Annotated in this window: 17 protein-coding genes; 8 read left to right on the forward strand and 9 right to left on the reverse strand. The window is 28.6% G+C overall.

Features of this window, described 5'->3' with window-relative positions; all coding sequences use genetic code 11:
* Positions 1-3: 3 nt before the first annotated feature.
* From grxD to purB, 7 genes are read right to left on the reverse strand one after another with little or no spacing between them, the layout of a single operon-like run.
* A complete protein-coding gene (gene grxD / locus ACIJYA_RS02510; protein WP_435086857.1) occupies positions 4-342 on the reverse strand; it encodes a Grx4 family monothiol glutaredoxin in 339 nt (112 codons plus the stop codon).
* The gene (locus ACIJYA_RS02515) at positions 342-572 is read right to left on the reverse strand and encodes a BolA/IbaG family iron-sulfur metabolism protein (protein WP_435089250.1); all 231 of its coding nucleotides are present in this window, start codon (positions 570-572) and stop codon (positions 342-344) included. The genes grxD and ACIJYA_RS02515 overlap by 1 nt, the downstream gene beginning before the upstream one ends.
* Positions 572-2,764 (reverse strand): phosphoribosylformylglycinamidine synthase subunit PurL, encoded by a 2,193-nt coding sequence (purL, locus tag ACIJYA_RS02520; RefSeq protein WP_435088914.1) that lies wholly within the window; start codon positions 2,762-2,764, stop codon positions 572-574. Before purL ends, ACIJYA_RS02515 begins: the two co-directional genes overlap by 1 nt.
* On the reverse strand, positions 2,761-3,444 hold the full coding sequence (purQ, locus tag ACIJYA_RS02525) for a phosphoribosylformylglycinamidine synthase I (RefSeq protein WP_435088916.1): 684 nt from the start codon (positions 3,442-3,444) through the stop codon (positions 2,761-2,763). The genes purL and purQ overlap by 4 nt, the downstream gene beginning before the upstream one ends.
* Before the next feature lie 3 nt (positions 3,445-3,447).
* Positions 3,448-3,690: a phosphoribosylformylglycinamidine synthase subunit PurS gene (purS, locus tag ACIJYA_RS02530; RefSeq protein WP_435088918.1), complete on the reverse strand. Its 243-nt coding sequence runs from the start codon at positions 3,688-3,690 to the stop codon at positions 3,448-3,450.
* Positions 3,687-4,472, reverse strand: coding sequence for a phosphoribosylaminoimidazolesuccinocarboxamide synthase (gene purC / locus ACIJYA_RS02535; protein ID WP_435088920.1), 786 nt, complete (start codon positions 4,470-4,472; stop codon positions 3,687-3,689). The genes purS and purC overlap by 4 nt, the downstream gene beginning before the upstream one ends.
* Positions 4,472-5,764 (reverse strand): adenylosuccinate lyase, encoded by a 1,293-nt coding sequence (gene purB / locus ACIJYA_RS02540; protein WP_435088921.1) that lies wholly within the window; start codon positions 5,762-5,764, stop codon positions 4,472-4,474. The genes purC and purB overlap by 1 nt, the downstream gene beginning before the upstream one ends.
* A gap of 93 nt (positions 5,765-5,857) precedes the next feature.
* Here purB and ACIJYA_RS02545 point away from each other — a divergent pair, with 93 nt between their 5' ends.
* The 4 genes from ACIJYA_RS02545 to ACIJYA_RS02560 all read left to right on the forward strand — a co-directional run bounded on the left by ACIJYA_RS02545 (position 5,858) and on the right by ACIJYA_RS02560 (position 10,484).
* On the forward strand, positions 5,858-6,316 hold the full coding sequence (locus tag ACIJYA_RS02545; RefSeq protein ID WP_435088923.1) for a hypothetical protein: 459 nt from the start codon (positions 5,858-5,860) through the stop codon (positions 6,314-6,316).
* A gap of 16 nt (positions 6,317-6,332) precedes the next feature.
* Positions 6,333-6,602, forward strand: a complete 270-nt coding sequence (locus tag ACIJYA_RS02550; RefSeq protein WP_435088924.1) for a hypothetical protein — start codon at positions 6,333-6,335, stop codon at positions 6,600-6,602.
* Positions 6,603-6,610: 8 nt separating this feature from the next.
* Positions 6,611-9,409, forward strand: coding sequence for a carbamoyltransferase C-terminal domain-containing protein (locus ACIJYA_RS02555; RefSeq protein WP_435088926.1), 2,799 nt, complete (start codon positions 6,611-6,613; stop codon positions 9,407-9,409).
* 343 nt (positions 9,410-9,752) lie between these two features.
* The gene (locus ACIJYA_RS02560; protein ID WP_435088927.1) at positions 9,753-10,484 is read left to right on the forward strand and encodes a hypothetical protein; all 732 of its coding nucleotides are present in this window, start codon (positions 9,753-9,755) and stop codon (positions 10,482-10,484) included.
* A 162-nt stretch (positions 10,485-10,646) separates the two neighbouring features.
* Here the strand turns inward: ACIJYA_RS02560 and map are convergent, their stop codons facing one another.
* Both map and sfsA read right to left on the reverse strand, forming a co-directional pair.
* Positions 10,647-11,402 (reverse strand): type I methionyl aminopeptidase, encoded by a 756-nt coding sequence (gene map, locus ACIJYA_RS02565; RefSeq protein ID WP_435088928.1) that lies wholly within the window; start codon positions 11,400-11,402, stop codon positions 10,647-10,649.
* On the reverse strand, positions 11,395-12,093 hold the full coding sequence (gene sfsA / locus ACIJYA_RS02570) for a DNA/RNA nuclease SfsA (RefSeq protein WP_435089251.1): 699 nt from the start codon (positions 12,091-12,093) through the stop codon (positions 11,395-11,397). Before sfsA ends, map begins: the two co-directional genes overlap by 8 nt.
* 20 nt (positions 12,094-12,113) lie before the next feature.
* Here sfsA and ACIJYA_RS02575 point away from each other — a divergent pair, with 20 nt between their 5' ends.
* The 4 genes from ACIJYA_RS02575 to ACIJYA_RS02590 all read left to right on the forward strand — a co-directional run bounded on the left by ACIJYA_RS02575 (position 12,114) and on the right by ACIJYA_RS02590 (position 18,356).
* Entirely contained in the window at positions 12,114-12,863 is a 750-nt protein-coding gene (locus ACIJYA_RS02575; RefSeq protein WP_435088929.1) for a competence/damage-inducible protein A, read from the forward strand.
* A complete protein-coding gene (locus tag ACIJYA_RS02580; protein WP_435088930.1) occupies positions 12,863-13,267 on the forward strand; it encodes a gamma-glutamylcyclotransferase family protein in 405 nt (134 codons plus the stop codon). The genes ACIJYA_RS02575 and ACIJYA_RS02580 overlap by 1 nt, the downstream gene beginning before the upstream one ends.
* A gap of 4 nt (positions 13,268-13,271) precedes the next feature.
* A complete protein-coding gene (locus ACIJYA_RS02585; protein WP_435088931.1) occupies positions 13,272-14,564 on the forward strand; it encodes an NAD(P)H-dependent oxidoreductase in 1,293 nt (430 codons plus the stop codon).
* Between the two features lie 264 nt (positions 14,565-14,828).
* Entirely contained in the window at positions 14,829-18,356 is a 3,528-nt protein-coding gene (locus ACIJYA_RS02590) for a Helicase associated domain protein (protein ID WP_435088932.1), read from the forward strand.
* Positions 18,357-18,389: the final 33 nt, after the last annotated feature.

Consider the following 18,389-nt stretch of genomic DNA (forward strand, 5'->3'; position numbering starts at 1 on the left):
TAATTAATTTTTAGCTTTAAAACTTATACCCTTGGTCTCAAGTAATTTTGCTAATTCACCACTTTCGTACATTTCTTTTACGATATCACAGCCGCCAACAAACTCTTTTTTGATATAAAGTTGTGGGATAGTAGGCCAGTCACTGAAAGTTTTAATTCCTTCTCTAACATTTTGATCTTCTAAAACATTTACACCTTGGAAGTTAACTTCAAGAATTTTTAACATATTAGATACAGCCATTGAAAAACCACACTGAGGAGCATCAGGCGTACCTTTCATAAACAAACATACTTCGTTACTATCAATATGAGTTTGAATTAAATTTTTTGTATTATCATCCATTATAGCTCCTTTGTTTTAATTGCTAAGGCATGTAACTCATTTCCCATTTTACCCTTTAGAGAATTATATACCATTTTGTGTTGTTCAATTTTGCTTTTACCTGAGAATTGTGCAGAAGTTACTGTTGCTGAGTAATGATTGCCATCACCAGCTAAATCTTGAATTTCAACTGTAGCATCAGTCAAAGCTTCTTTGATTAAACTCTCAATTTCTTTTAAATCCATTGCCATTAATTGCTCATATAATTTGTTAACCAATTTGTATTAGATGTTCTTAATTCGTCAATTGTTACTTTTGTCTTTTCATTAATAAACATTTGATCCTTATTAATTGTTCCAAGTTCATCATAATGAACTGCATTTTTGTTTAAAATATCAGTCACTTTTTTAAGACTATCCTTGTTTACTTCGATCACGTATCTACCCTGATCTTCAGCAAAAAAATATTCAATTTCATTAATTAAATATTTTGGTTTTTTAAGATTAATTCCCTTGTTTCCTTTAATACACATTTTTGCAACTGCAGTAATTATTCCACCGATAGATACATCGTGAGCACTTTTAATATGACCCACATCTATTAACTTTAATAAAGTTTCTCCATTATTTTTTTCATTAAACAGATTGATTTCTGGTGGAGGACCATTTTTTTCATCTAATATGTTTCTTGCAAACAAACTTTGATCAATATGTCCTTCAGTTTTTCCAATTACTAAAACGATATTATCAACCTCTTTAAAATCCATTGTAATCATTTTGTTATAATCTTTGATTAAACCAACACCACCAATAGATGGAGTAGGTTTGATACCTTCTTCTTTTGTTTGATTGTAAAAAGATACATTTCCTGAAACGACTGGAAATTTTAAATATTCAGCAGCCTCCCCAATTCCTTGAACACATTCAACAAACTCACCCATGTTTTCTTCATTTTCAGGGCTACCAAAGTTTAGGCAATTTGTAATAGCGACCGGTTTTGCGCCTACAGAAATTAGATTTCTAAAACTTTCACAAACAACTTGTTTTCCACCAGTTAAAGGATGCGCCCAACAATATACAGCAGATGAATCAACCGATGCTGCAACTGCTTTATCAGTTCCATGAACTCTCACAACACCAGAGTCACCACCTGGTTTTTGTATAGTGTCACCCATAACTGTATGATCGTATTGTTGCCAAATCCATTCTTTACTACAAACATTTGGATTAGATAAAACTTTTTTTAACACATCTATAATTTTTAAATTTTTAAGATCTTCTTTTTTAATTCTATTTTTTTTAGGTAATTTTGCTTTTTTCCATTTACGGTCATACATTGGTGAATTTTCAACCAAAGTATTAACTGGAATATTTGCAACTTGTTCATTATCAAAGAACAGTTCAATCTTCTTAGATTTAGTTGTTTTACCAATTACTGCAAAATCTAAATTCCATTTATCAAATATTTTTTTAGCCTGATCTTCTTTACCGTTTTCTAAAACAATTAACATTCTCTCTTGGCTTTCAGAAAGCATAATTTCATAAGGTGTCATCTTAGCTTCTCTGCATGGAACTTTATTTAAATTAATTTCAATTCCAAGGTTTCCTTTTGAGGCCATTTCAATACTTGACGATGTAAGTCCAGCTGCCCCCATGTCTTGAATTGCTATAATTGAGTCCCCAGCCATTAACTCTAAGCAAGCTTCAAGTAATAGTTTTTCAGTAAATGGATCTCCAACTTGAACAGTAGGTTTTTTTTCCTCTATTTTTTCATCAAAGCTAGCTGATGCCATGCTAGCACCATGAATTCCATCTCGTCCTGTTTTAGACCCTACATAAATTACTGGTTTACCTAGACCTGCTGCTTTTGAGTAGAAAATTTTATCTTTTTTCACTAACCCCAGTGTCATCGCATTAACTAGAATATTGCCGTTATACGAGCTATCAAAGTTAGTTTGACCTGCTATCGTTGGAACACCCATACAGTTCCCATAGCCACCAATACCGTGAACAACTCCTCTAAGTAAATTTTTAGTTTTTTTGTGTTGAGGAGATCCGAAATGAATAGAATTTAAATTAGCAATAGGACGTGCTCCCATTGTAAATACATCTCTCATAATTCCACCAACTCCAGTTGCTGCTCCTTGATAGGGTTCAATAAAAGAAGGGTGATTGTGACTTTCAATTTTAAATACAATTGCATCATTATCACCAATATCTACAACTCCTGCATTTTCTCCTGGTCCTTGAATGACTTGCTTTCCTTTGGTTGGAAGCTTTTTTAAGTGAAGTCTCGATGATTTATAAGAACAATGCTCATTCCACATTGCTGAAAAGATACCTAGCTCAGTAATATTTGGAGTTCGCTTAAGTAGCTCACAAATTTTTGCATATTCGTCTTTTTTAAGACCGTGATCTATAGCAACTTGTTCGTTTACAATCATTTTAGATTATTAATTAAATTATTAAAAAAAATAGACCCATCCTCACCTGATAGAGAAGGGTCAATCATCCTTTCAGGATGGGGCATCATTCCTAAAACATTTTTTTCTTTATTAAATATGCCTGCAATGTTTTTAATGGATCCATTAGGATTAAATTTATCTTCAGTTTTGCCATCTTTATCACAGTAATTGATTGCTACTTGTTCATTATCTTCAATTTCTTTTAATTGATCGTTGGTGCAAAAATAGTTTCCCTCATTATGAGCTATATGAAACTCTAAAACTTCACTATCAATGTTTTTAAAGTAAGTATTTTTTTTATCATTAATTTTAACAAATACATTTTTACAAATAAATTCTAAGTATTTGTTTCTTAATAAAACACCCGGAACCAAACCTGTTTCAACTAAAATTTGAAAACCATTGCAAATACCCATCACCATTCCACCTGAGTTTGCAAAGTTTATCACTGATTTCATTATTTTTGATTTTGACGCCATACTTCCGCATCTCAAATAATCTCCATAAGAAAATCCACCTGGTAAAACAACCAAATCACTTTTTGGCAGCTCAACATCATCATGCCAAACCATCTTATTTTTGAATCCAAATTTTTTTAAAGCAACGTCCATATCTCTGTCACAATTAGAACCAGGAAATGTAATGACGGATGATTTCATTAATTATTGTACATCAATAATTTTATAATTTTCAATAACTAGATTGGCTAAAAGTTTGATACACATTTCTTCAACTTTTTCTTTAGCTTTTTTGGGATCACTTTCTTTAGTGTCAATTTCAAAGTACTTACCTTGTCTCACTTCATTGATGTCATTAAATCCCATTCCATCCAAGGTTTGGTGAATAACTTTTCCTTGAGGATCTAGTACATCTTTTTTAAGCGTAATAATTACAGAAATTTTCATTTACGCTTCCTTTTAACTGAAGATAATTTTGTAACATTTACTGCAGAAACATTAGATTGTTCGTGAAGTATCCCAAGTCTTTTAGCAACCTCAGTATAAGCAGGAATAAGATCACCTAAATTTTTTCTAAATCTATCTTTATCTAACTTTTTATCAGTAATGCTGTCCCAAAGTCTGCAAGTATCAGGACTAATTTCATCAGCAAGAATAACCTCTTCTTTACCGTTAACTTTTAACCTTCCAAATTCCAATTTAAAATCAATTAATTTAATACCAACACCTCTAAACATGCCGATCATAAAGTCATTAATTCTTAAAATCATTTTCTTAACTTTCTCAATTTCTTTTTTTGTAGCCCAATCAAAAGCCAATATATGCTCTTCTGCTATTAATGGATCGCCTAACTTGTCATCTTTTAAGCAATATTCAATAAGAGGCTCTTTTAAGATTGTTCCATCTTCAATCCCTAATCTTTTTGTAATAGATCCAGTCGCAACATTTCTAACGATGAATTCAATTGGAATGATTTCAACCAATTTAATTACTTGCTCTCTCATATTAAGTCTTTTTACCAAGTGATTTTTAATTCCTATCTGAGATAGATTTGAAAGGATATGTTCTGAAATTCTATTATTTAAAACACCTTTTCCTTCTATAGTAGATTTTTTTTGGTTGTTAAATGCGGTAGCATCGTCCTTAAAATATTGAATAACTAAATTCTTATCATTTGTTGTGTAAATGATTTTAGCCTTACCTTCGTATAGTTTTTTTCCTTTTTTCATTATTTAAAAACTCTTCTAAAGATGAAATTTACATTTTTAAAGTGTTTTGCGTAACTAAATATAGATTTTAGCTTTTTAGGAGTGATTTTGCTCATAATTAATTTATCTGAGCTAATAACATCAAATAAATCTAAATCTTCAGCAAAACATTTTTTAGCATAATTTTGAACCATTCGGTAAGATTGCTCTCTACTTAACCCAGACTTTGTTAATTCAAGCATTACTTCTTGTGAGAAAATCAATCCTTTAGTGATATTTAAATTTTCTAACATTTTTTTTGGATAAACAATCATGTTATCTAAAATATTAGTTAATCTGACTAATGCAAAATCAGTTGTAATATTAGCATCAGGCCCAATATTTCTTTCAACACTTGAATGAGAAATATCTCTTTCGTGCCAAAGGGCAATATTTTCTAAAGCAGGAATTACTGCACTTCTAACCATTCTTGAAAGTCCTGTTAAGTTTTCACTTAATATTGGATTCTTTTTATGTGGCATTGCAGAGGAGCCTTTTTGATTTTTTGAAAAGAATTCTTGCATTTCATAAACTTCAGTTCTTTGTAAATGTCTAATTTCAACAGCAACTCTTTCAATTGATCCAGCGATAATACCTAGTATTGAAAAATAAAAAGCATGACGATCTCTTGGTATTACTTGAGTTGAAATTGGCTCAACTTTTAAACCTAATTTTTTTGCAACATGTTTTTCAACATTGGGATTAATGTTGGCAAAAGTTCCAACAGCGCCAGATATTGCACATGTTGATACTTCATCAATTGCATCAACTAATCTTTTTCTATTTCTCTTAAATTCTTCGTAAAACGAAGCCAATTTTAAACCAAATGTAACCGGTTCAGCATGAATGCCGTGACTTCTACCCATGCATGGCGTAAATTTGTATTTCTTAGCTTGTTTTTTAAGAACTTTTAAAATTTGATCTAAGTCTTTTAAGATTATCTTGCCAGATTGAACCATTTGAATATTAAAACTGGTGTCTAATACATCTGATGAAGTCATTCCTTGATGTAAGTATCTAGCTTTAATTCCAGCTCTTTCAGTAACAGATGTCAGAAAGGCTATAACATCATGTTTAACTTCAGACTCAATTTTGTGAATTCTACTTACATTGATTTTCGCTTTTTTTCTAACAACAGAAGCAACACCCTTTGGAATTTGATCAAGCTTTTCCATAGCTTCAGCAGCTGCAACTTCGACATCTAGCCAAATTTTATATTTATTTTCCTCTGACCAAATGTCAGTTAATTCTTTTCGAGAGTATCTTTTAATCATTAATTTAGTGGTTTCTATTAAACAAATAGCAGATTTTAATATAAAATTAACAAATATTTTGAATTTATGAAATAAACAAATATAAGGATTTATATGTTTCTAGTACCAGACAAAAAAACTAATTTATACAATACACTAGTTGAATTCGCATACGCTGAGTATGGTTCAGCTCTTGAAATGCTTAAGGCAGCAAAAACTGCAAACTCACCAAGATTAAAAGTAGGTTATATAAATCACGCTTTAGATGAATATAGACACTCTAAGTTAATTTTTGAAGTTCTTAATAATGAAGTAAAAAGAAATAAAGATTTTTTTAAAAAAGAATTTAGATTTTCACCACAAAATGTAGTTTTGAAAGGTTATGTAGATAAAAGGAATTTTTTAGTAGAAAAATTAAAACAAAAAAACTTTGTTGAGTTCGTTTATACCAATGAATTTTTAGCAAAAAACTCGTTCGATAGTTTAATAAAAAGAATTAAAAATAAAAGAGTCTTTAAAAATCTTAAAACAAATTTCACAAGAGGAAGAGAATCATGCAGATTACTCAGTTGAAACCCTTAATAATATTATGAAAGAAGAGGATAGGCATTGGACATTCGCTAAACTTTTTTATGATAAAAAGTTTCCAAACTCCAACCTTCAAAGTGCTTTTATAAAAGAAAAACTAAAAAATAAATTTAGAATGTTTTATTATAAGAACGTTATGTTTTTAAATAAAATTTTTGATCCAATAATTAATGGTTTAATATTGATTTTTGGATCTATTACAATTTTGCTAAAACCAAATTCATCATCTCATAAAAATTTAATGACTATTAGTGACAAGTCAGTCATTTAAACTCTTAAATGAAATATTATTTAGGAATTTCATGTTACTTCCATGACTCTTCCATTGCATTGTTAAATGAGAATGGTGATCTAATTGATTTTAAAAAAGAAGAATATTTTTCAAGAGTAAAAGGTGACAAGTCTTTTCCAAGATTAGCTCTTGAGGAAATTATTAATAATTTTAATCTAGACGATAAAAGTATTTTAAAAGTAACTTTTTATGAAAAACCCTTTAAAGCCTGGTTGAATATTTTAAAATACTCTATAAAAAATAATTCACTTTCCAATGAGTTAACAAGGAATTATTTTAAGAATATATGGAAGTCATCAATTATATTTTCTTATGATTTGTCAAAATATCTAAAAGTTTCAAATCAAAAAATTATTTATTGCGACCATCATTTAAGTCACACATTGTCAGGTGCTTATTATAATCAAAAAACTCCGATAACATCGATTGTAATTGATGGATACGGAGATGAAAGTACAAGCTCCATACATCATATAAAATCATCTAAAGAAATAAATAATGTTTGGTCAAGTTCTTTTCCACATTCGATAGGATTATTTTATTCTGCCATTACAGATTATTTAGGTTTTTCTGTAAATGAGGGTGAATATAAAGTAATGGGTTTAGCTGCTTATGGTGAGCCTATTTATTATGATGAGCTTAAAAAAACAATAAATTTTGTTGATGGTAAACTTAATTTAGATGATAGCTATTATGATTTCTGCAGAAGTGTAAGCAGATCTTACTCAGACAAGCTAAATGAAATATTTAATATTGGTGAGAGAGAAAGTAATCAAAACCTAGATTTGGATACCCCAAATTTTAAACAGTATGCAAATATTGCGTCATCTGCTCAAAAGATAGTTGAGAATTTACTAAAAAAAATATTTCTTTATGCTCATGAGATAACTAAAGAAAAAAGATTTATTTTTGCAGGAGGTGTTGCAATGAACAGTGTAGCTATAAATGAATTATCAAAACTTGATTTTGTAGAAGAAATAATAATACCACCATCTCCAGGTGACTCTGGAGCCGCCTTAGGAGCGGCATATTATGGCTATTTAAAAAATGGTAATGAATTTCTCACCAATAATAATGATATTGATATTTTGTCACCTGGCTTAGTTAAAAATAAAAATACTGATGAAGAATTTTTTTTGACAAATTATGATAAAATTTGTGATCATAACAATCTTATTGAAACAGCTTCAGAGTTAATAATATCAAATGAGGTTATAGCAACTTGCTATAAAAATATTGAGACTGGCCCTAGAGCTTTAGGACATAGATCAATGATCTGTAATGCACATTCATTAGAAGCAGTAAATTTCTTAAATGAAAAAATTAAAAAAAGAAGTAAATTTAGACCAGTAGCCCCTGTAACATTGCTTAATAACGCAAGTAAATATTTTTTGCTATCTGATAAAATTCATCAATCTTATTTTTATATGGGCTCTGTTGTAAATGTTAAAAATTCAAATGGGATAGAAGCAGTAGTACACAATGACAATACTGCAAGAGTGCAGATATGTGATGAAAATCATATTCTTGGAAAAATATTAAAAAAATTAGAAAAAAAAAATATTTTTGTGATTGCAAATACATCTTTTAATATTTCATCTGATCCAATGGTTTATTCTTTAGAGGACGCATATCTAGCTTTAGAGAGAATGAATATCAAATATCTAATGACAGAAAATGGTATTTATAAAAAAAAAATGATGAATAAATTATTTAAAATATTAGTATTTGTATTAGCAATAGAAATTATTTTAGGGTATGTAATTTATTTCAGAGGTTCTACATTAATTTCAGGAAATTATGTTTCATCAACATTAAGATTTATAGACAAAATAATAAGATTTACTAAACCCATAACAGATGATTACAAAGAAAAAAAAAAGATAAGAGAAATTAATAAAATTGATTGTAAAAAATTTGAAGAAAAAAACCAAATTCTAAATATTTCAGGATTTAATTCATTCAGAAAACCAATTAAATTTCAATCAAATTTAAATTTTTTAAATACATTTGATCAAGAAAAAGATTTTTTAATTGTGATTCAAGGAAATTCAGAGACATTTGGTTGGTATCAAAAAGATGAAGATAGATTGCACAGCTTGCTTCAAAAAAAATTAAGAGAAAAAATTAATACAAAAAATATATTTGTTTTAAATTTATCTTATGCAGGCGGCATGATAAGTGATCATCTTACAGATACATTAAATTTTTCAGAAATTTATCATCCAGATTTAGTAATTTTTTATACCGGAGGAAACGAATTACATTTGAGACAAACTTATAAAGATATTTTGGATAATTATTCCTTAAATATGGAAAATTTTAAACTTTACTCATTTGAAAAAAAAAATGATCACAACTCCACAGCACTTCTATTTCCAAATACTTTACAAAAATGTTTATCTGATAGTTTATATTTAACTGAGGAAAAATTTAAGAAAATTAATCAAAATATAAATGTTGAAACGTATATAAAAAAAAATTTCGAAAAAATTAATATATCTTTAAAAAACAGGTCAATTGACTTTTTATTCTATATTCAGCCTTTTAATAAAGAAATATCTAAATCAAAAAAGATAACTGAAAATTATAAAAAAATAACTTCTTTATCTATTCCTGATAAAAGTTTTAAAAATTTAAATTTAATTGATAAGAAAATTAAAATAAATTATGTTGACCTTTTTCACACTTTAGACACTAACAATACTTCTAATTATTTGGCAAATGATATTCTTATTAAATTTGAAGAAACTATTAAAGATAAAATAATTAATGAAAATAATTAAAATTATTATAATTGTCATAATTTTGATAATAATCACCTTCTTAATAAAAGAGTATATGTCTCATAAAGTTACACTTCCTTTTAATTATGATCTTATCGTTAAATAAAATTTTAGATATTTGCCTTAAATATTTTATTTATCCCTTAGTTCTTTTAATTATTTTGTTAGAGATTTCATTTCAAATAATTTTTTTTTTGACATTAAAAGTTTAAAAAAAACTATTCTTTTTTTTAATCCTTATTGCGATCAAGCTTATTGGAACATACAGGGAAATTCCTCTTATGATAAAAAAATATATTCATATCATCCAATTTTAACTCTTGTTAAAAAAAGTAATGAATCTTTGTATGAAGACAATATTATTAATGATAAAAAAGTAGTTTTTTATGGAAGTTCTTTCATTGATCATGAATATTTTTTACCCTTTTATGAGGAAGAAAATAACTTTGCAGTTAAATCATATGGTTTAGATCAAATTTATAAATCATACATGATTACCAAAAATAAATTCACTAATAACAATGTAATAATTGGTTTTTTACTTGAAGATCTTGACAGAGCTATTTTTGATCAAAGAAATTTTCCAAAATTAAAATTCGTTAAAAATAACAACATTTATGAGCTAAATAATGTTCCTATCATTTTTAGAGATAATATTAAAAACTTTAATCATATTTATACTTACAATTTTATTAAAAATATAATTTTTTTATTTTTGAATGAGTTTAATTATAAAAAAGATAAATGTGTAATTGACAAGAAAAAAGATATATTTAAATTTTTTATAGATAATATCATATCGAATTCAAAAAATCTTAATCAAAATTTAATATTTATAACTTTTAATTTTAAAAATGATGTTACTAATCCTAACTGGAGGTATCATTTTGTTAAAGATTATTTTAATTCTAAGAATGTGAATTATATAGATATGGCTAAAGTAATTAAAGATGACCAACAAAAAAACAATTTTGAAATTTCAAGCTATTATAACAATAAAGATTTTCATTTAAGTGAATATGGCTTTAGACTTGTTAAAAAAGAAATTGATTTGTTTATAGAGCAATATAAGTGAATGGAATTACAACCTTAATCAGTGAAAATATTCCAATTACAGCTAGAAGAATTAATAAAAACATAAAAATTATAAATTGAATCATACTTGTATTATTTTTAATATTTAAAATTAGACTAAGTATAAATTTAATAATTTTCATGCTATATGATTAAAAGAAAACTAAATATCGTATTTAATAGATTTAGTAAAGATTTCATAACCATTTTCAGTAATTCCTAATGTATGTTCAAATTGTGCTGATAAAGATTTATCTTTAGTAACAGCAGTCCAACCATCATTTAACATTTTAACATCATATTTACCGGTATTAATCATAGGCTCAATTGTAAAAGTCATTCCAGGTCTTAAATCCATACCTGAATTTTTACTCCCATAATGCAAGATGTTAGGGGGTTCATGAAACGTAGTACTTATGCCATGACCACAAAAATCTCTTACAACTGAAAAACCTTTATCTTCAACGAATGATTGAATTTCATATCCTATATCTCCCAATTTAATCCCAGGTTTTAAAATCTTAATTGCTCTCATCATAGACTCATAAGTTGTATCTATAAGATTATTTAATTTAACAGAGGTATTACCGATTGAAAACATTCTACTAGTATCTCCATAATGTTCATCAACAATAGCCGTAACATCTACGTTGATTGCATCACCATCTCTTAAAATTCTATCTGATGGAATACCATGGCAGACAACATGATTTAAAGATGTACATAAAGATTTTGTAAAACCCCTATAATAAAGTGGAGCAGAGTATCCACCGTTATCTCTAATAAACTCGTAACCTAATTTATCAATATGATCTGTTGATACACCTTCCTTGATATTGTCTGTCAGCATATCTAAAGTTTGAGATGCCAACTTTCCGGCTACTCTCATTTTTTCAAATTTTTCTTTATAATCACTCATCAATAATCTTCAGTTTTTTATCTATAAAAATTTTTTTAGAACTTATATCACATCTATAGGCTAAAAAGTTAACTCCTGCTTTTCTAGCAATTAGATAATTCTTATAATATTCAGCATCTACATCTTTAGCTATCTTAAACTTTTTCATGTTTTGGATTTGAACTAAAAATAATAAGTAACTTTTATAACCTTTTTTTATGGCATCAATAAGAGTGAGTAGGTGTTTGGTGCCACGTGCTGTCACAGCATCTGGAAACTCAGCTGTGTCTTTATTTCTAAAAAGAGTAACATTTTTAACCTCTACAAAGCTCTTTTGTTTATTTTTTTCAATTAAAAAATCAAATCTAGTCTCTTTATTGAAGAATACCTCTGGTTTAATTAGATCACAATTTTTAAGTTCTTTAATAAGATTATTTTCTAAAGCGTGTTGAGCTATTCTATTAGCCATGTGAGTGTTAACACCAACTAGGTTTTTTCTTGTTTTAATAATTTCAAGTCCGTATTTAAGTTTTCTTTTAGGATCATTATTTGGAAGAACATAGACATCATTCCCCTCATCTAACAGACCTTTCATCGATCCTGTATTAGGACAATGTGCGGTAACTACTTCTTTTGTTAATTGAACATCAGCAAAAAAACGTTTGTAACGTTTGATTAATTTGCCTTTTATTAAAGACTTGGTAAATTCCATTTCTAAATTATACATTTAAAATGATGAAAAACACAAAAGTTAATGCCGCAATATTAATTATAGGTAATGAAATTTTATCTGGCCGAACTCAAGATACGAACACTTCAACCTTAGCAACTTGGCTAAATTCAATTGGGGTTAAAGTGGGAGAGGTTAGGGTTATCCCGGACATTGAAAAGACAATAATCGATACACTTAATTTATTAAAGACAACTTACGATTATGTTTTTACAACAGGTGGTATTGGTCCAACTCACGATGATATTACTGCAGAATCTGTTTCAAAAGCATTTGGACTAAAATATGAGATACATAAAGAGGCATATAAAATTTTAGAGGCCTATTATAAACCAGGTGAATTTAACGAAGGCAGACAAAAGATGGTTTGGATGCCAGAAAATGCAAATTTAATTTTAAATCCCACAAGTGGAGCCCCAGGTTTTAGTGTTGAAAATGTATTTTGTTTACCGGGTGTTCCATCAATTTTAAAATCTATGATTGGCGGATTAACAAACACAATTGTAGGAGGTGCTCCTATTTTAAGTTTAACTATAAGCCTCAGAACTGTTGAAAGTGAAATTGCTGACTCTTTAACTAAAGTTCAAAATGATAATCAAGATGTTGAAATTGGAAGCTATCCTTTTTTTCAAGCTGGAAAGTTAGGAGTTTCAATAGTGATTAGATCAGAGGATCAATCCAAGATTGATAATACTAAATCACAAATTTTAAAATTTATTAATGACAAAAACATTGAAGTAGTAGATCGTTAATGCTTTATTTTGCTTACGGAAGTAACCTTCATCATTTTCAAATGAAAAGAAGATGTAAAGATAGTGTTTATTTAAAAAAGATAAATCTTAAAGATTTTAAATTAACCTTTAGAAGTAAATATAGAGCAGCAGATATTGAACCTAAAAAAAATTCAATTGTCCCTGGTGGATTGTTTGACATATCAAAAAGTGATGAAAAAAAACTAGATGTTTATGAGGATTATCCAAGTTTATATAGAAAGTTTTATTTTACCTATTATGGAAAAAAAGTGATGACGTATATGATGGTTAAAAAAACACCTTTTAGATTTCCTACGGAAAGATATCTAAATGTTGTTAAAAGAGGGTACAAAGATTGTGGTTTGGATAAAAAATACCTTACTCAAGGATTAATACCCAGATAAAGATATGTTTTTACACACTAAATTAGAAAATAGAAAAGAGCCAATAAGAATTGCATTCATTGGATGCGGTAAGTTTGTCAGCATGTTTTTGGCACAATATAATCATTTAGATAAAATTCAAATTGATAGCATTGTAGATTTAAATATAGAACAAGCAAAAAGAAACTGTAGCAATAGTGGACTAGACGAAACAACAATAAGTGAAATTAATTTTTCAAAATCTCTTGATGAAATATTAGAAAGAAATATTGAAATTTTTATTGAAGCAACTGGCAACCCAATTGTTGGAACTGTTCATGCGGTTAAGATTATTAAAAATAAAAAGCATGTTATTCTAGTAAATGTTGAGGCAGATATCACTTGTGGAAAATATTTGTCTGATATTGCAAAAGAAAATGAAGTTATCTGTTCAATGGCTTATGGGGATCAGCCATCATTAATTGTAGAACAAATTGAGTGGGCAAGATTAAATGGTTTCTCCGTTGTTTGTGCTGGTAAAGGTACTAAATATCATCCTACATTTGAGTACTCTACTCCCGATACTGTTTGGGGCCACTATGGCCTTACGAAAGAACGTGCTGAAAAAGAATCTGGAATGAATCCTAAAATGTTTAATAGTTTTTTATGTGGTGATAAATCTGCAATTGAAATGTGTGCTGTAAGTAATGCTGCAAATTTAAAATGTCCAAGTAACGGATTAACTTTTCCACCTATTGGAGTTTATGACATTGCAAAAAAATTGATTCCTAAACAAGAAGGTGGGTTAATAGAATTTGATGGTCAAGTTGAGGTTATATCCAGTATTGATTTAAATAAAAATGATATACCCAATGATTTAAGGTGGGGTGTTTACATAGTTATAAAAGCTAAAAATGAATATGTAAAAAATTGTTTTAAAGACTACGGAATGGTAACAGATTCTTCAGGAAATTATTCTGCAATTTGGAGACCATATCACTATATTGGGTTGGAGCTTGCTCAATCAATTTATTCAATAGCGCTCGATAATCGAGCAACGGGCTTTACAAAAAAATATAATGCTGATGTTGCAAGTTATGCAAAAAAGGATTTAAAAATAGGTGATAAACTTGATGGAGAAGGAGGTTTTTGCGCAAGAGGTAAATTAATTACTTCACAAAAATCTAAAGATGAAAAAATTTTGCCATTAGGACTTACAGACAATGCGATTTTGAAGAAAAATATCAATAAAGATCAAGTGATTAGATTAGAAGATGTTGAGTTAAATCTTCCCAAGGAAGTAATTGAAGCTAGAGATTATCAATACAATTTAATATAGTTGAGTTATAAATAATTGTGGATATAAAGATGAAATTCATTAATGCCCTCGTGGTGAAATTGGTAGACACAAAGGACTTAAAAGCCGAGGGATAGAAGTTAAAGTCAGTCCATAGTAGTCCAAGCTAGTCTAAAACATCCCATAAAATCTCATAACTTTAAATTAGCTTTCAATTTAGATTAGAAAATCAGACTAATTTAATTATGAAATTCTCGTACACGCCTCGTACATAGAGTGATAAATATTATATAATAAATTAGTTATATGACCTTCAATATTAATAATAATTTTTCAAACTTTATTAGCTCAATAATTGGGAAAGACAATGATGGTAAGGAGTTTGAGAAATTTGTTAAATGGTTTTTGAAAAATGACTCACAATGGAAAACTCAAATAAAAAAGATTTGGTTATGGGATGAATTTCCTCAACGATGGGGAAGAGATAAAGGTATAGATTTAGTATTTAGACATAATTCTGGAGAATTGTGGGCTGTACAAGCTAAATGTTACAATGAAGATTATTATATATCAAAACCAGATATTGATACGTTTTTAAGTGAGTCTGGGCGAAAACTAATTAAAAAAAGATTGTTAATTAGTACTACTGATAAAATTGGAAAAAATGCCAAAGATGTTCTTAAATCTCAAGAAAAATCAGTAACTTTATTTCTAAAAAACGATTTTGAAAAAAGTTTAATTAAATTTCCAAATTCTTTTAAAGATTTACATAAATCAACTTTTAAAAAAAAACCAAAACCATACAAGTATCAATCGAAAGCTATTAATGATGTAGCAAATGGTTTTAAAAAAGATCAAAGAGGTCAGCTACTTATGGCTTGTGGAACAGGCAAGACCTTCACAAGCATGTGGATTAAAGAAAAAATAAAATCTAAGCTTACATTAGTATTAGTACCATCATTAAACCTTTTGTCTCAAACAACCTGGGATTGGGCTTACGCGACTAATAAAAAAATTGATATCCTTTGTGTGTGTTCAGACATTTCTGTAGGTAAAAATGACGATCACTTAATTGAGGAATTAATAGATGTCTCTTTTCCTGTTGAAAACGATCCAAAAAAGATTGGTAAATTTATTAATAAGAAGGGGGATAAAGTATTATTTTGTACTTACCAGTCATCACATTTAATTCAACAAATTCAAAAAAACCAAAAAGTTAAAAATTTTGATCTATTAATAGCAGATGAAGCTCACAGGTGTGCAAGTGCAGAGCATGACTCTAATTATTTTACTATAGTATTAAATGATAAAAAAATAAGAGCAAAAAATCGATTATTTTTAACTGCTACTCCAAGAACATATGAGAGCAATATCAAAAAAATTGCTGCAGAAAGAGGGATTGTAGTTCATGGTATGGATGATGAAAAAATCTTTGGAAAGGTTTTTCATTCACTGACCTTTGCTGAAGCAATTAATCACAATCCACCATTATTATCTCCATATCAAATTGTAATAATCGGGGTTGAAGATCCTGAGGTAGAAAAAATAATTACTAACAGGGAATTAGTTAAATTTAAGGCTACTGAAACTTTTACTGACGCAGAAAGATTAGCAACTATAATTTCTTTTTTAAAATCTGTTAGAGATTATAAACTTAAAAATGTAATCTCATTTCACTCTAGAGTAAAAAGAGCAGAAAAATTTTCAAATCATCTAACACAAATAAAAACAAAACTTACTGATAACTACATAAAAAAAATAAAACTTTCTTCTGATTTTGTGAGTGGAACAATGCCAACTTTTGAAAGAAAAAAAAAACTTGACCAACTAAAAAATGTTAGAAAAAATGAAACAAGAATACTTGCTAATGCTCGATGTTTATCTGAAGGAGTTGATGTTCCTGCTTTAGATGGGATTGCATTCATTGACCCTAAAAATAGTCAAATCGATATTATTCAAGCAATTGGTCGAGCTATAAGATTAAGTAAAAATAAAAAAATAGGAACTATCGTATTACCTGTATTTTTAAATAAGAATGATGATCCAGATAAAATTCTTGAGACTAGTAGTTACAAAAAGATTTGGTGGGTGATAAATGCTCTTAAATCACATGATAGCAATTTAGTAGATGAGCTAGATAAAATTCGAACTAACCTAGGTAAAAAAAAACAATCTCCAGATGGACCGGTTTTACCTCCAGAGATAATATTAGATATTCCTCGAACTGTAGATGAAAAATTTTTCAAAGCTTTCAAAACTAGAATAATTGAGAAATCAACTCAGTCTTGGTTTTTTTGGTATGGTTTGCTTCTTAGTTATGTAAAAAAATTCAATACGTCACGTGTAAGTGCTGATTACATAACTGATGAAAAACATAAATTAGGACAATGGGTATCGTCACAAAGAGATAAAGATACACGTAAAAGACTTGATAAGAAAAAAATTGATTTACTCCAAGCTCTTCCTAAATGGTCATGGGATGTAAGGGCAGATAACTTTGAAGAAATGTTTGTTTATTTAAAAGATTATATTGAAGAGTTTGGAAACAGTAAATTACATAAAGATTATAAAAATAAAAATGGAATAGCTTTAGGGAAGTGGGTTTCTGCATTGCGTGATAGACATAAGATGGATACAGCATTTAATCGAACAAATGAATACAAGAACAGAGTTAAAAGATTAGAAAAACTAGCTGGCTGGTCATGGGATGTAGAAGGTGACAGATGGGATGAGGGATTTAATCATCTAAAAGATTATGTTGAAAAATTTGGGACAGCGGTTGTTGTAAAGAAATATGTTAACGAAGCTGGATTTAAACTTGGTCAATGGGTTTATAATCGTCAAAGGCACAGAAATAATAAAAAATTCGATAAAGATAAAAAAAAACTATTAGAACAATTGCCTGGCTGGATATGGAGCAACCAGGCTGAAGCTTGGGACAAAGGTTTAAGTGAGTTAAAAAAACACGTTAAAGTGACAGGTGATGCAAATATTTCAAGCACATTTGTTACTGAAGAGGAATTTAAATTAGGTGAATGGGTTAGAGGCAAAAGAAGAGCTAAAAAAACTTTAAGTAAAGAAAAAAAAGATATTTTAGAATCTTTACCTGGATGGTCATGGACTTCAACAGCTAGAGAGGAAAATGAAAATCGAAAATTTGATCAGGGAATAGTGGAAATAGAAAAATATATTAATGAATTTAATCACTGTATTGTTCCTCATTCATATGAGACTAAAGATAAATTTAAATTAGGTATTTGGGTTAGTAATATAAGAGCTAAATACAAAAAGAATAAACTTGATAAAACAAAAGAAAAAACTTTAAACAACATCAAAGGCTGGATGTGGGCAGTAAGAACTGAAATTTGGGAAAAAAATTTTGAAAAACTTAATGATTATATAAGTGAATTTGGAGACTCCATGGTTAAAATTTCTTATGAGTCTAAAGATGGTTTTAAATTAGGTGAATGGGTTCATAATCAAAGAAGAAGTATAAATTTAGGAAGTAAAAACCCAAAAATAATAAATCGTCACTCTAAATTGCAAAAATTAAAAGGTTGGACAAATGATGTTCTTGATGAAATTTGGAATCAAAATTTTGAAGCATTATTGAAATATTTAAAAAAATTTGGTCATGCATCACCACCTAAAAGATATATTGATCCAAACAAAATAGCTTTAGGGAATTGGGTGGTAAACACAAGGCAAGATAAAAAGGATGTAGCTTCAGGCAGAAAAAAGAAATATGCAAAATTAGATGAAAAAAAGATTAAGGAGCTCGAAAAGCTCAATGGATGGAAATGGAATCCTCGGAATTTAAAATATCCTACATAATGTAGGATGTCTCGTACAAGCCTCGTACACAGA

The sequence above is a fragment of the Candidatus Pelagibacter bacterium nBUS_29 genome (assembly GCF_051200905.1).
In the GTDB taxonomy this organism is placed as follows: Bacteria; Pseudomonadota; Alphaproteobacteria; order Pelagibacterales; family Pelagibacteraceae; genus Pelagibacter.

Coding starts and splice junctions, on each gene's coding strand:
- grxD (WP_435086857.1), bottom strand. CDS start 342: ATGGATGATAATACAAAAAATTTAATTCAAACTCATATTGATAGTAAC.
- ACIJYA_RS02515 (WP_435089250.1), bottom strand. CDS start 572: ATGGCAATGGATTTAAAAGAAATTGAGAGTTTAATCAAAGAAGCTTTG.
- purL (WP_435088914.1), bottom strand. CDS start 2,764: ATGATTGTAAACGAACAAGTTGCTATAGATCACGGTCTTAAAAAAGAC.
- purQ (WP_435088916.1), bottom strand. CDS start 3,444: ATGAAATCATCCGTCATTACATTTCCTGGTTCTAATTGTGACAGAGAT.
- purS (WP_435088918.1), bottom strand. CDS start 3,690: ATGAAAATTTCTGTAATTATTACGCTTAAAAAAGATGTACTAGATCCT.
- purC (WP_435088920.1), bottom strand. CDS start 4,472: ATGAAAAAAGGAAAAAAACTATACGAAGGTAAGGCTAAAATCATTTAC.
- purB (WP_435088921.1), bottom strand. CDS start 5,764: ATGATTAAAAGATACTCTCGAAAAGAATTAACTGACATTTGGTCAGAG.
- ACIJYA_RS02545 (WP_435088923.1), top strand. CDS start 5,858: ATGTTTCTAGTACCAGACAAAAAAACTAATTTATACAATACACTAGTT.
- ACIJYA_RS02550 (WP_435088924.1), top strand. CDS start 6,333: ATGAAAGAAGAGGATAGGCATTGGACATTCGCTAAACTTTTTTATGAT.
- ACIJYA_RS02555 (WP_435088926.1), top strand. CDS start 6,611: ATGAAATATTATTTAGGAATTTCATGTTACTTCCATGACTCTTCCATT.
- map (WP_435088928.1), bottom strand. CDS start 11,402: ATGAGTGATTATAAAGAAAAATTTGAAAAAATGAGAGTAGCCGGAAAG.
- sfsA (WP_435089251.1), bottom strand. CDS start 12,093: ATGGAATTTACCAAGTCTTTAATAAAAGGCAAATTAATCAAACGTTAC.
- ACIJYA_RS02575 (WP_435088929.1), top strand. CDS start 12,114: ATGATGAAAAACACAAAAGTTAATGCCGCAATATTAATTATAGGTAAT.
- ACIJYA_RS02580 (WP_435088930.1), top strand. CDS start 12,863: ATGCTTTATTTTGCTTACGGAAGTAACCTTCATCATTTTCAAATGAAA.
- ACIJYA_RS02585 (WP_435088931.1), top strand. CDS start 13,272: ATGTTTTTACACACTAAATTAGAAAATAGAAAAGAGCCAATAAGAATT.
- ACIJYA_RS02590 (WP_435088932.1), top strand. CDS start 14,829: ATGACCTTCAATATTAATAATAATTTTTCAAACTTTATTAGCTCAATA.